The organism is Euryhalocaulis sp., assembly GCF_013911995.1.
GTDB classification, from domain to species: domain Bacteria; phylum Pseudomonadota; class Alphaproteobacteria; order Caulobacterales; family Maricaulaceae; genus Euryhalocaulis; species Euryhalocaulis caribicus.
On sequence record NZ_JACESD010000035.1, the window covers coordinates 20,247 to 31,991 of the forward strand.

General features: G+C 65.5%; 14 protein-coding genes. 11 read left to right on the top strand and 3 right to left on the bottom strand.

Going from position 1 to position 11,745, the window contains the following annotated elements; all coding sequences use genetic code 11:
- The 7 genes from purT (at window position 1) to H2040_RS10035 (ending at window position 6,381) form a co-directional block, all read left to right on the top strand.
- Entirely contained in the window at window positions 1–1,197 is a 1,197-nt protein-coding gene (purT, locus tag H2040_RS10005) for a formate-dependent phosphoribosylglycinamide formyltransferase (RefSeq protein ID WP_287157153.1), read from the top strand.
- A gap of 124 nt (window positions 1,198–1,321) precedes the next feature.
- On the top strand, window positions 1,322–2,329 hold the full coding sequence (gene gap, locus H2040_RS10010; protein ID WP_287157154.1) for a type I glyceraldehyde-3-phosphate dehydrogenase: 1,008 nt from the start codon (window positions 1,322–1,324) through the stop codon (window positions 2,327–2,329).
- Window positions 2,330–2,334: 5 nt separating this feature from the next.
- Window positions 2,335–3,528, top strand: a complete 1,194-nt coding sequence (locus H2040_RS10015; protein WP_287157155.1) for a phosphoglycerate kinase — start codon at window positions 2,335–2,337, stop codon at window positions 3,526–3,528.
- A 31-nt stretch (window positions 3,529–3,559) separates the two neighbouring features.
- Window positions 3,560–4,579 (top strand): class I fructose-bisphosphate aldolase, encoded by a 1,020-nt coding sequence (locus H2040_RS10020; protein WP_022697553.1) that lies wholly within the window; start codon window positions 3,560–3,562, stop codon window positions 4,577–4,579.
- A gap of 27 nt (window positions 4,580–4,606) precedes the next feature.
- Window positions 4,607–5,035, top strand: coding sequence for an MAPEG family protein (locus tag H2040_RS10025; protein ID WP_287157157.1), 429 nt, complete (start codon window positions 4,607–4,609; stop codon window positions 5,033–5,035).
- 18 nt (window positions 5,036–5,053) lie between these two features.
- Window positions 5,054–5,422: a hypothetical protein gene (locus tag H2040_RS10030; RefSeq protein ID WP_287157158.1), complete on the top strand. Its 369-nt coding sequence runs from the start codon at window positions 5,054–5,056 to the stop codon at window positions 5,420–5,422.
- A gap of 50 nt (window positions 5,423–5,472) precedes the next feature.
- Window positions 5,473–6,381, top strand: a complete 909-nt coding sequence (locus H2040_RS10035) for a hypothetical protein (protein WP_287157159.1) — start codon at window positions 5,473–5,475, stop codon at window positions 6,379–6,381.
- On the opposite strand, the gene H2040_RS10040 is transcribed toward H2040_RS10035, so the two are convergent.
- A complete protein-coding gene (locus H2040_RS10040) occupies window positions 6,378–6,773 on the bottom strand; it encodes a YybH family protein (protein ID WP_033310735.1) in 396 nt (131 codons plus the stop codon). The genes H2040_RS10035 and H2040_RS10040 overlap by 4 nt on opposite strands.
- 24 nt (window positions 6,774–6,797) lie before the next feature.
- Between H2040_RS10040 and thiE the strand changes: the two genes are divergently transcribed.
- From thiE to H2040_RS10055, 3 genes are read left to right on the top strand one after another with little or no spacing between them, the layout of a single operon-like run.
- The gene (gene thiE, locus H2040_RS10045; protein WP_287157169.1) at window positions 6,798–7,439 is read left to right on the top strand and encodes a thiamine phosphate synthase; all 642 of its coding nucleotides are present in this window, start codon (window positions 6,798–6,800) and stop codon (window positions 7,437–7,439) included.
- Window positions 7,436–8,452: a tetratricopeptide repeat protein gene (locus H2040_RS10050; protein WP_287157161.1), complete on the top strand. Its 1,017-nt coding sequence runs from the start codon at window positions 7,436–7,438 to the stop codon at window positions 8,450–8,452. The genes thiE and H2040_RS10050 overlap by 4 nt, the downstream gene beginning before the upstream one ends.
- Window positions 8,453–8,512: 60 nt before the next feature.
- Window positions 8,513–9,019, top strand: coding sequence for a pyridoxamine 5'-phosphate oxidase family protein (locus H2040_RS10055; protein ID WP_287157163.1), 507 nt, complete (start codon window positions 8,513–8,515; stop codon window positions 9,017–9,019).
- Window positions 9,020–9,097: 78 nt separating this feature from the next.
- On the opposite strand, the gene H2040_RS10060 is transcribed toward H2040_RS10055, so the two are convergent.
- Both H2040_RS10060 and H2040_RS10065 read right to left on the bottom strand, forming a co-directional pair.
- Entirely contained in the window at window positions 9,098–10,003 is a 906-nt protein-coding gene (locus H2040_RS10060; RefSeq protein ID WP_287157164.1) for a mechanosensitive ion channel family protein, read from the bottom strand.
- 4 nt (window positions 10,004–10,007) lie between these two features.
- Complete coding sequence (locus tag H2040_RS10065; RefSeq protein WP_287157165.1) at window positions 10,008–10,751, bottom strand: 3-deoxy-manno-octulosonate cytidylyltransferase; 744 nt, start codon at window positions 10,749–10,751, stop codon at window positions 10,008–10,010.
- Window positions 10,752–10,915: 164 nt separating this feature from the next.
- Between H2040_RS10065 and H2040_RS10070 the strand changes: the two genes are divergently transcribed.
- Window positions 10,916–11,719 carry a c-type cytochrome gene (locus H2040_RS10070; protein WP_287157167.1) on the top strand — a complete coding sequence of 268 codons (804 nt, stop codon included), beginning with the start codon at window positions 10,916–10,918 and terminating at the stop codon, window positions 11,717–11,719.
- Window positions 11,720–11,745 lie beyond the last annotated feature (26 nt).

Below are 11,745 nucleotides of genomic sequence, written 5' to 3' on the forward strand. Positions count from 1 at the left end.
ATGCGTTTCGGAACCCCGCTCACCCCGGCCTCCACAAAGGTGATGCTGCTCGGCTCCGGCGAGCTGGGCAAGGAAGTGGCGATCGAGCTGCAGCGTCTGGGCGTCGAGACCATCGCCGTCGACCGCTACGAGAACGCGCCCGCCATGCAGGTCGCCCACCGCTCCCATGTCATCGACATGACCGACGGCGCGGCCCTGCGGGCGTTGATCGAGGCCGAAAAGCCCGACCTCGTCGTGCCGGAGATCGAGGCCATCGCCACCGATACGCTGGCCGAGATCGAGGCGGAGGGGCTGACAACCATCATTCCCACGGCCCGCGCCACGCAGCTGACAATGGACCGTGAAGGCATCCGCCGCCTCGCCGCCGAGGAACTGGACCTGCCGACCAGCCCCTACGCCTTTGCCTCCAGCGAGGCGGAGTTGCAGGAAGCCGCCGACCGCATCGGCTATCCGGTGTTCGTGAAGCCGGTGATGTCGTCGTCCGGCAAGGGCCAGTCGAAGGTGGACGCCGCCGCCGGCATCCCCGCCGCTTGGGAATACGCGCTTGCCTCCGGCCGCACGAAGAAGACGCGGGTCATCGTCGAGGGCGCGGTGGATTTCGATTTCGAGATCACGCTCCTCACCGTCCGCGCCAAATCGCCGGAAGGCGAAACCCTGACCCAGTTCTGCGAGCCTGTCGGCCACCGTCAGGAAAACGGCGACTATGTCGAAAGCTGGCAGCCCCAGCCGATGGCCGAACCCGCCCGCGAAGCCGCGCAGGACGTGGCCCGGAAGGTCACTGACGCGCTGGGCGGTCTTGGCCTGTTCGGCGTGGAGCTGTTCGTGAAGGGGGACCAGGTCTGGTTCTCCGAAGTCAGCCCCCGCCCGCATGACACCGGCCTTGTCACCCTGATCACCCAGCGCCAGAGCGAATTCGCCCTGCACGCCCGCGCCATTCTGGGCCTGCCGGTCGATGTCGGCCTGCGCCAGTACGGCGCCAGCGCGGTGATCTATGGCGGCGTGGATGCGAAGGGAATCGCTTTCGAGGGCGTGGCGGACGCGCTGGGCGTTCCCGGATCCGATCTGCGCCTGTTCGGCAAGCCCGAATCCTATCAGCGCCGCCGCATGGGCGTGGCGCTCGCCCGCGGCGAAACCATAGAGGTCGCGCGGGAACGGGCGCGGGAGACCGCGTCCAAAGTGCGTCCCGTCTCCCCCTGACACCCCTTTCGGCGCCTGCAATATGGACCTTGCGGCCCCTGCGCGTTAAACCCCGCGCAAATCGTTAAGAGGCGCGGCGGATTCTCCGTAAGACTGCGCGCCGCCTGATCCAAGGGAGACGCTCATGGCGCTACGTGTTGCCATCAATGGTTTTGGCCGTATTGGCCGGCTTGCGCTTCGGTCGATGATTGAACAGAACCGCGGCGATATCGTCGTGGTCGGCATTAATGATCTCGGACCTGTAGAGACCAACGCCCACCTGCTTCAATACGATTCCGTTCATGGCCGTTTCCCGCACGAGGTCACGACCGGCGACGGCGTGATGAACGCCGGCAATGGCGACATTCGCGTCACGGCCGAGCGCGACCCGAAGAACCTCCCCTGGGGCGAGCTGGACGTCGATGTGGTGATGGAATGCACCGGCATCTTCGCCGACGCCGAGTCCGCCAAGGCGCATCTGGACGCCGGCGCCAAGCGCGTGCTGATTTCCGCCCCGGCCAAGAATGTCGAGAAGACCATCGTCTTCGGCGTCAATCACGACATCCTGACCGCGGACGACCTGATCGTCTCCAACGCCTCCTGCACCACCAACTGCCTGGCGCCGGTCGCCAAGGTGCTGAACGACGCGGTGGGCATCGATCGCGGCTACATGACCACGATCCACTCCTATACCGGCGACCAGCCGACGCTGGACCGCATGCACAAGGATCTCTACCGCGCCCGCGCCGCGGCGATGTCGATGATCCCGACCACCACCGGCGCGGCCAAGGCCGTCGGCCTGGTCCTCCCCGAACTGAACGGCAAGCTGGACGGTTCCTCCGTCCGCGTTCCGACGCCGAACGTCTCCATGGTCGACCTGGTGTTCGATGCGGGCCGTGAAACGTCCGCCGAAGAGATCAATAACGCCATCAAGGCGGCCGCCGACGGCCCGATGAAGGGCGTGCTGACCTACACGACCAAGCCGCTGGTCTCCATGGACCTCAACCACGACCCGCATTCCTCCACCTTCGCGCTGGACCAGACGCAGGTCATCGAGGGCCGCCTGGCGCGGGTGATGAGCTGGTACGACAATGAATGGGGCTTCGCCACGCGGATGAGCGACACCGCGCTGGCCATGGGCAAGTTCCTGTAAGGCCGATGACCCGGATTCACCGCCTGGAAGACGCGGAGCTCGCTGGAAAGCGGGTTCTCGTCCGCGTTGATTTCAACGTCCCGCTGAAAGACGGCGCGGTCGCCGACGCCAGCCGGATCGAGGCCGCGCTGCCGACCATCCGCTATCTGAAGCACCAGGGCGCGCGCATCGCGCTGATCTCGCATCTGGGCCGGCCCAAGGGAAAGCGGGCGGAGGAATTTTCCCTCGCCCCGATCCAGCCGGTCCTGGCCGAGCTTCTGGATACCCCGGTCCTGTTCGTCCCGGACTGCGTGGGCGATGAGGCGCGGCAGGCGGCCGAGGGCCTGATGCAGGGCGGCGTCGCGCTGTTCGAGAATCTGCGTTTCCACGAAGGCGAGGAAGCCAACGATCCGGCCTTCGCCAAGGCGCTGGCCGAACCGTTCGACATCTTCGTGGAGGATGCGTTCAGCGTCAGCCACCGCGCCCACGCCTCGACCGAGGGCGTCACCCATCATCTCCCCGCCTTCGCCGGCAAGGCGCTGGCGCGGGAGATCGACCATCTCTCCACCGTGCTGCGCGATCCCAAGCGCCCGATGATGGCGGTGGTCGGCGGCGCCAAGGTCTCCACCAAGATCGACGTTTTGATGGCGCTGGTCGAAAAGGCGGACATCCTCGCCATTGGCGGCGGCATGGCTAACACCTTCATGAGCGCCAAGGGCATCGATGTCGGCAAGTCGCTGAACGAGCCGGACTACGCCGACACCGCGCGCAAGATCATGGACGCGGCCCGCACGCATGGCTGCGAGATCATGCTGCCGGCCGACGTCGTGGTCGCCGAGAAGTTCGAGGCGAACGCGCCCAGCCGCACCGTCTCCGCCGACCGCGTGGGCCAGAACGAAATGATCCTCGACGCCGGCCCGGAGTCCGTGGACGCCATCGCCGAGGCGATCGAGGAAGCCAGCACGCTGCTGTGGAACGGCCCGCTCGGCGCGTTCGAGATCCCGCCATTTGACACCGCGACCGTGGAAGCGGCCAAATACGCCGCCAAACAGGCGCGCGCGGGCAAGCTGGTCGCCGTCGCCGGCGGCGGCGACACGGTCGCCGCGCTGCGCCATGCCGGCGCCTATGAAGATTTCACCTATGTCTCGAACGCCGGAGGCGCGTTCCTGGAATGGGTGGAGGGCCGCGCCCTGCCGGGCGTCGAGGCCCTGAAACGATAGAAAAGAGATCTGGGGGAAGAAGGTAGTTGCGATGAATAAAGATCAACTGGCGGATATCGCCAAGAAAATGGTCACGCCCGGCAAGGGCATCCTGGCCGCCGATGAATCCACCGGCACCATCAAGAAGCGTTTCGACGGCATCAACCTGGAATCCACCGAGGAGTCCCGCCGCGACTGGCGCGAGATGCTGTTCCGCGCCGACGACGCGATGAGCGAGTATATCTCCGGCGTCATCCTGTATGACGAAACGCTGCGCCAGAAAGCCAAGGACGGCGCCCCGCTGGCCGAAGTTATCTCCGCCACCGGCGCCGTGCCGGGCATCAAGGTGGACATGGGCGCCAAGGACATGGCCGGCTTCAAGGGCGAAAAGATCACCGAAGGCCTGGACGGCCTGCGCGACCGCCTGAACGAGTATTACGAGCTGGGCGCGCGTTTCGCCAAATGGCGCGCGGTGATCGAGATCGATTCCGACGCCCGCCCGCATCAGGCCGTCATCCAGGCAAATTGCCACGCCCTGGCCCGCTACGCCGCGCTTTGCCAGGAAGCCAATATCGTCCCGATCGTGGAGCCGGAAGTCCTGATGGACGGCGACCACACGATCGAGCGTTGCCACGCCGTTACGGGCCGCGTCCTGCGCCGCCTGTATGAGGAGCTGTTCATGGCCCGCGTCTTCCTGGAAGGCACGGTCCTGAAGCCGAACATGGTCGTCCCCGGCGCCAAGTGCGCCGATCAGGCCAGCGCCTCGGAAGTCGCCGAACGCACGGTCAACACGCTCAAGCGCACCGTCCCGGCCGCCGTGCCGGGCATTGCCTTCCTCTCCGGCGGCCAGTCGGACGAACAGGCAACCGCGCATCTGGACGCCATGAACCGCATCGGCGGCCTGCCGTGGAAGCTCACCTTCTCCTATGGCCGCGCCCTGCAGGCCGCGCCGCTCAAGGCGTGGAACGGCTCCAATGTCGAAGCCGGCCAGGCGGCCTTCCGCCACCGCGCCAAGATGAACGGCCTCGCCTCGCTGGGTCAGTGGGAAAAAGGCTTCGAACGGGCAGCGTAATTCGCCGCGCCATTTCAGGTAAGCAAGATGTTCGAGAGCGTCGCCCCGGAGCTGATTTTATGGCCCGTGGCGACGCATCTCGCGCTGGTCGTTTTCCTCTATGTCTGGCTCACCGCCGCCCGCGCCATAGCGGTCAGCAAGGGCGAGACGGCCTATAACGACTTCCAGTTCGGCGACGGGGACTCCCCGTCCGCCGCGCGCGTCTCGCGCAATCTCTCCAACCAATTTGAAGCCCCGGTCCTGTTCTACGCGCTCGCGGCGATCCTGTTCGCGGCGGACGCGGTCACCCCGGCCCAGCTGGCGCTGGCATGGCTGTTCATCGCCGGGCGGCTCGCCCACACAATGGTGCAGACGCTGACGGGCAATGTCCGGCTGCGTGGCCAGATATTCACGATAAATTTCCTCGCCCTGATCGCCATGTGGGCGCTGTTTCTCTATTCTCGGCTGGTTCAATAACCGCCCGGAACCCGTCCCATGCGCCGATTTTCACTTCTGCTTCTGGCAGCTCCGCTGCTCTCCGCCTGCATCATCGTCTCCGATGGCGACCGCGATGACCGCGTCTCCGCGAAGCCGGGCCGTCATGCGCCCGGCGCCTATCTGATGGTGCCCTTCACCGCGCTGGAACAGCACGAGACCAAGCACCTCTTTTTCCATACTGTCCTGCCGGACCTCAGCACGGATCACGCCCTGACCAATACCGGCAACGCCGAGGCCCCTTGGTACTGCTTCGCCTATGAAAACGCGGTCGCCGCCGAATATGGCCGCCGCCACATCCAGTCCATGGAAGGCGGACCGGCGCTGGCCCAGCACATCCTGATCGACGAAACCTGCGCGGCGGGCTGAAAATCCGGAAAAAAGGTGACCCCGGATCATTTGCAGCTTACGGTTGTCGTATGACGAGGCTGTTCAACCTTCTGGTTCTCGCCTTCGCATCGGCTCTACCGGTGGCGGCCCATGCGCAGGATTGCGCCCCGATCAAAGATGTGGACGCCGTGCTGTCGCAGGACGGTCTCCGTTATCTCGTTCTTGGCGAAATGCATGGCACGAATGAGGCTCCGGAGTTTGCCGGCGATGTAGTTTGCCACGCGCTTGAACGCGGGCAGCCTGTTGTTCTGGCGTTGGAGTATGGCGACCTGGAGCAGGGTCCGCTTGACGGTTACCTCAACTCTGATGGCGGAACGGACGCCCGGCTGGCCTTTCTGTCGCGGCCTGAATGGCGGGGCGGTCTGCCCGACGGGCGGCGCAGCGAAGCGATGTTTTCGCTGATAGAACAGGCCCGGCGCATGAAAACCGACGGCGCGGATCTGGACGTTCTTGCCGTCCGGGGCGGCCGTCCGCCCCGTGAAGGCGACTACCAGGCCTATGGCGAAGCCGCCATGGCGGGACGGCTAGAGGCAATCGGCGCAACCCGCCCGGAAGCCCTGATCGTCTTTCTGGTCGGCAACATTCATGCGGCCAAGGCGCCGATGAGAGACACCCTGCCCCCGCCCGCCGCCGCGCGTTTGCCGGAGAATGAAACGCTGAGCCTCAACTATTCCAGCGGGGGCGGCGAGGCGTGGAATTGCCAGCCTTATACGTGTGGCCCCCATCCCATGCCGGCCAGAGACGATCCTGGCGATCGGGACCGGGTTATACTCACGCCTGTCTCCCGCAACGAAGGCGCGGTCCATTACGATGGTTATTTCTGGACGCCCCGCACAACCGCGTCGGCGCCGGCCGCTCTCACCGATCCGTGCGGCGAATGCACGCTTTCGGCCCCGCCCGATGGCTGGTCCGTTGCGGACGTAACGCCGGAAGACTAACCGCCCTCCACGCTGTCCAGCTCCCAGCAGAGCAGACGCACGCGCCAGCCCTCGGCCTCGCGGCCCAGCACCCAGAGGTGGCGGCCGCGCACGGTCACGGCCTTGCCGTCAATCTCCAGCGCCGTGATGAAGCGCGCCGTCTTCCAGGCCAGGTCCTGTCCGCCCCAGATCTGTTTTTCCGACAGGTCGATGCCCAGGATCCGGCCCGGCGTCGCGGCCAGGTGCTCCACCGCGGCCTCGCGGCCCGTGAAGCGTTCGCCTTCCGGCCCCCAGAATTCCACGGTCTCTGACAGCAGCGGCGCGACATCCTGCGGGCGGCCTTCACGCTCGGCGTTCAGCCAGTCGGCTTCCAGCTCCAGAATCTGTTTTTCATCATCGGCGGCGATCGGCATTGGAAGTCCCTCGAATTCTTGGATATGACACGCGGCGTGACGGCACGCATCTACCTGATTTCGCCCCCCGCGATCCACCCTTCGGACTTCGCCCCGCTGCTGACAGCGGCGCTGGACGCGGGCGACGTGGCGGCCTTTCAACTGCGCCTGAAAGAGGCCGCCGACGAAGACGTGATCGCGGCGGGCAAGGCCCTGCTGCCCATCTGCCGGGCGCGCGATGTCGCCTTCATCGTCAATGACCGGCCGGATCTGGCCAAAGCCATCGGCGCGGACGGCGTGCATGTGGGGCAGAACGACGCCCCGCTGGACGAGGCGCGCCGCATCATGGGCGACAAGGCCATTATCGGCGCCACCTGCCATAATTCCCGCCATCTTGCGATAGAAGCTGGCGAAGACGGCGCGGACTATGTGGCGTTCGGGGCTTTCTATCCGACGCAGACCAAGGACGCGCCAACCAGCGCGGAGCCGGACATTCTCGACTGGTGGAGCGAGATCTTCACCCTGCCCTGCCTCGCCATCGGCGGAATAACGCCGGAAAATTGCGCCCCGCTCGTAGAAGCGGGGGCGGACTTCATCGCCGTGTCCTCTTTTGTCTGGGCGCACGAAAAAGGTCCGGCCGCCGCCATATCGGAACTGAACGCCGCCATCACAGAGGCCTCGGCATGAAATCCCTGATCGCATCCCTGCTGCTGCTCGCCGCCGCGCCCGCCCTCGCGCAGGAAAGCGAATCCGCCCCTGAAGAAGACGCGGTCCAGGCGGAAGAAGCCCCCGCCGCCGAAACGGAAGACAACGCCGCCGATGCGCTGGAAGGCGCATCCACGCCGCAGGAAATGTTCGACGCGGCGCAGACCGCCTACGCCATGAACGATTTCCAGACCGCCCAGATCGCCGCCACCGCCGCCGCGGCGGAGGGCAATGCCCAGGCGATGACCCTGATCGGCTACATGCATGAGCGCGGCCTCGGCGGCGTCCGGGACGAGGTCAAAGCCATCAACTGGTACCGCGCCGCCGCAAAGAAGGGCGAACCCGACGCCCTGATGGCGCTGGCCGCCTATGCGCTGGAGGAAGAACACGGCCTGACCACCGCTGACGCCCGCTCCTATCTCGACCGCGCGCTGGGCGCGGGCCGTTCCGAAGCCGCCATTGATCTGGCAAGCCTGTACATGCAGGGGCTGGGCGGGCCGCCGGACCGCCAGAAGGCGCTGCTGCTGCTGGAAACCGCAGCGGAGGAAGGCGGCGCAGACGCCGCCTATCGCGCCGGCGTGGTCTTGTCGGAAGAAGATACGGGCGAACAGGACGACGCCCGCGCCGCGGACTATTTCAAGCGCGCGGCCGAAAACGGCCATCCCGCCGGCGCCACGCTCTACGGCCACGCCCTCTATGAAGGCGTCGGCGTTCCCGCCGACAAGCCGGCCGCCGCCGAGTGGTACGCGAAAGCCGCCGAACGCGGCGATACGGAAGGGCAAGTCTATCACGCCCTGATGCTGGCCCTGGTCGACGGCGACGTGGAAAAGTCCGCCTACTGGCTGGAGCGGTCCCGCATTTCAGAAGGCGAGGACGACGCTGTGGCCGCCTACGCCCCGATCCGCGCGAAGCTGGCTAACGCCATCGCCGGCAAGCTGACCGGCGAAGAGATCGAAGCGGTGCGCGCAGATGCGCATGACGACGCCGGGGCCTGAACAAAGCCCCGCCCCTTTCGTTGAATCAGCGTCGCGTTTCGCTGACGAAAGGGAAAACACATGTCTGACAAGACCAATAAAGAAAAAACCGAAAAACTGTTCGAGCTGATCGAGGACATCCAGATCGCCATGCTCACCACGGTCGAGGACGGCCATTCCTTGCGGTCCCGCCCGATGTGGGTGCGCCGCCGCGAAGGCGACGGGCAATTTCTCTACTGCTTCACGCGCGACGATTCCGGCAAGGTGCGGGAGCTTTGCCGCGACCGCCACGTCAATCTCGCCTTCGCCGACAAGGGCGATCAGGAATATGTCTCGGTCTCGGGCAAGGCCTCGGTCACCGAAGACAGGACGCTGATCGACGACCTGTGGAGCGAAGGCGCGCGCGCCTGGTTCCCCGATGGCAAGGACGACCCCAATCTGGCCGTCATCAAGATCTCCATCGAATACGCCGAATACTGGGACGCCCCCAACGGCCTGATGGTCACCGCTTTTGGCTGGGCCAAGGCCCGGCTGACGGGCGAGCCGCCGCGCGGCGTCGGAGACAATGAAAAGCTCGGCGCGGCCTGACAGTCCCGCTGACAGCCGATAAAGAAAGGGCCGCCCGGCATGGGCGGCCCTTTTCATGTGTTTGAACGGGTCTGGAAATCAGGCCTTGCCGCCCTCTTCCCGGTCGTCGTTCACGGTCAGCGGAATGGCGTCCTGCGGGACTTCCACGATCTTCTGGATCTCCACCTGGTGCGGATACGGGATCGAGATGCCCTCGCGGTCGAACGCTTGCTTGACCAGCTTGATCAGGTCGCGATTGGTCTGGAAGAAATTCGGCTGCTCCACCCAGACGCGCAGGTCCAGGTTCACCGAAGAATCGCCCAGACCGCTCACCGCCACCCACGGCTCCGGATCGGCCAGCACGTTTTCGTGCGCGCTCGCCGTCTGTTTCATGATCTCGATGGCGCGGTCGATATCATCGTCATAGGAGATGCCGAAATTCAGCGTCGTGCGGCGCCGCGCATTGGACGAGTAATTCACGATCACATCGTTCCAAGCCTGCCCGTTGGGCACATAGACATGCTCGTTCCCGATGGTTTCCAGCGCCGTATAGAACAGATTGATGTCCGAAACCGTGCCGCTGGCGTCCGCGATTTCCACGAAATCGCCCAGGCGATAGGGCCGGATCATCACGATCATCACGCCCGCCGCGACATTGCCCAGCGTCCCCTGCAACGCCAGGCCGATGGCCAGCGTGGCCGCGCCCAGCACGGCGACGAGCGATGTCACCGGCACGCCGAACTTCTGCAACACGGCGATGATCACCACCGCCATCAGCGCATAGCGCACGATCGAGGCGAAGAAATTGGCCAGCGTCTTGTCGAACCGGTCCGATTTCAGGGCCTGTTTCTTGATCTGGCCGGACACGAAACCGGCGATCCACAGGCCGCCGATCAGAATGACCGCCGCGTAAAGCACGCGCAGTCCCCAGACCACGCCCAGATCGATCAGTTCGGGATTGTTGAAAAACCCGGCCGCTTCGGGGGCGGCAGCCGATAAAATCATTCTGTCACTGCTCCTTGGCGCTCAATCGCGCTCTCAGTCGTTCAAGGTCTTCCGGCGTATCCACGCCATCGGGCGCATCATCGATAAGCAATGCATCGATCCGCATCCCGTTCTCCAGCGCCCGCAGCTGTTCCAGCCGCTCGCGCTTTTCCAGCGGGCTGGGCGGCAGGGCGCAGAAACGCTCCAGCGCCGCGCGGCGGAAGGCGTATATCCCGACATGCTTGTAAATCGGGCCCTCGCCCCACGGCGCCGTGGCCCGCGTGAAATAGAGCGCCCGCCCGCGCCGTCCACCGGCCTCCAGCGCCAGCACCGCCTTCACCGCATTGGGATCGTCGCGCTTGGCGGCATCGGCGTTCTCGGTCGCCAGCGTGCCGATATCCACGCCCTCCGCGCCCGTCACCGCCTCCAGGGCGGCGCGGATCACGGCCGGGTCCAGATCGGGCAGATCGCCCTGCAGATTGATCACCGCCTCGCATTCGTGGTCCGGGTCCGTAGCCTGTAGCGCGGCCAGCGCCCGGTCCGTGCCTGACGGCAGGTCCGGATCGGTCAGCACGGCCTCATAACCGGCCGCCCGCGCCGCCTCCGCAATCTCTTCCTCGCCCGCGGCGATCAGCACCGGACCGATATCGGCGGCCTTCGCCGCATCGGCCACGCGCAGAATCATCGCCCGCCCGGCAATATCGGCCAGCGGCTTGCGCGGCAGGCGCGTGGAGCCCAGGCGCGCGGGAATGACAATCGCGGTTTTCATACTATGTCGAGCCTTATGCGCCGCCGCGCCGCTTATCAAGCGCCGGGCGGGCGCGGCGCATTCGCGCAGCCCCGCCATGTTGCGAAACGATGCGCATCATGCCAAACACGCGGCTCAAATTCCGGCGCCGCATTTCAGGCGATATAGGGTTTCGAGATAAGCGAATGACGTTCACCAAAGTCTCCGGCGCGCTTCTTGCCGTCTTTCTGATTGTTCTGGGCCTGAAAGAACTCAGCCACGTGGTCTATCACCCGCATGAGCTGGAAGAAGCGGCCTACAAGATCGAGGTTCCCGAAACCCTCGGCGCCGGCGGCGCTGCGGAAGAGGAAGTTCTGGATCTGGGCGCCATGCTGCGCAACGCCGATCTCAGCGCCGGCGAATCGCAATCCCGCAAATGCGTCTCCTGCCACACGTTCGAGGCCGGCGGCGGCGCGCTGACGGGCCCGAACCTGCACGGCGTGGTGGGTCGTCAGGCCGGCTCGGTCAGCGGGTTCAACTATTCCAGCGCCATGGCCGATTACGACAATCCCTGGCTCTATCAGAACCTGAATGAGTATCTGCAAAACCCGCGCGGTTACATTCAGGGCACGGCCATGTCGTTCGCCGGCATCCGCGACGATGAGGACCGGGTCAATCTGATCGCCTATCTGGCCTCCATCAGCCCGGACGCCCCGGAATTCCCGGAGCCGCTCCCGGAAGAGGAAGAAACCGCCGAAGGTGAAACGGCGGAGGGCGAGGCCGCCGCGGAAGGCGAAGCCACGTCCGAAGAAGGCGAAGAAGCCGCGTCTGAAGACGCCGCCGCGGACGGCGAAGAAGCCGCCGCCGAAGCCGAAGCGGACGCCTCGGAAGGCAATCCCCCGGTCGATGCGGAAGAGGCTCAGGACGAAGCCGAAGGCGAAGAGCCTGAAGCCGAAACCGACGACGCCGAAACGCAAGACGACGACGCCAGCGACAACGAAACCGAATAAGCCGCGCTTTTCGGTAACCGTTCGGA

Excerpts from the sequence above, each read along its gene's own strand:
- H2040_RS10065 (WP_287157165.1), bottom strand. The coding sequence starts at position 10,751 with ATGAAAACCGCGATTGTCATTCCCGCGCGCCTGGGCTCCACGCGCCTG.
- gap (WP_287157154.1), top strand. The coding sequence starts at position 1,322 with ATGGCGCTACGTGTTGCCATCAATGGTTTTGGCCGTATTGGCCGGCTT.
- H2040_RS10020 (WP_022697553.1), top strand. The coding sequence starts at position 3,560 with ATGAATAAAGATCAACTGGCGGATATCGCCAAGAAAATGGTCACGCCC.
- H2040_RS10050 (WP_287157161.1), top strand. The coding sequence starts at position 7,436 with ATGAAATCCCTGATCGCATCCCTGCTGCTGCTCGCCGCCGCGCCCGCC.
- H2040_RS10040 (WP_033310735.1), bottom strand. The coding sequence starts at position 6,773 with ATGCCGATCGCCGCCGATGATGAAAAACAGATTCTGGAGCTGGAAGCC.
- purT (WP_287157153.1), top strand. The coding sequence starts at position 1 with ATGCGTTTCGGAACCCCGCTCACCCCGGCCTCCACAAAGGTGATGCTG.
- H2040_RS10015 (WP_287157155.1), top strand. The coding sequence starts at position 2,335 with ATGACCCGGATTCACCGCCTGGAAGACGCGGAGCTCGCTGGAAAGCGG.
- H2040_RS10055 (WP_287157163.1), top strand. The coding sequence starts at position 8,513 with ATGTCTGACAAGACCAATAAAGAAAAAACCGAAAAACTGTTCGAGCTG.
- H2040_RS10035 (WP_287157159.1), top strand. The coding sequence starts at position 5,473 with ATGACGAGGCTGTTCAACCTTCTGGTTCTCGCCTTCGCATCGGCTCTA.
- H2040_RS10030 (WP_287157158.1), top strand. The coding sequence starts at position 5,054 with ATGCGCCGATTTTCACTTCTGCTTCTGGCAGCTCCGCTGCTCTCCGCC.
- H2040_RS10060 (WP_287157164.1), bottom strand. The coding sequence starts at position 10,003 with ATGATTTTATCGGCTGCCGCCCCCGAAGCGGCCGGGTTTTTCAACAAT.
- H2040_RS10070 (WP_287157167.1), top strand. The coding sequence starts at position 10,916 with ATGACGTTCACCAAAGTCTCCGGCGCGCTTCTTGCCGTCTTTCTGATT.
- thiE (WP_287157169.1), top strand. The coding sequence starts at position 6,798 with ATGACACGCGGCGTGACGGCACGCATCTACCTGATTTCGCCCCCCGCG.
- H2040_RS10025 (WP_287157157.1), top strand. The coding sequence starts at position 4,607 with ATGTTCGAGAGCGTCGCCCCGGAGCTGATTTTATGGCCCGTGGCGACG.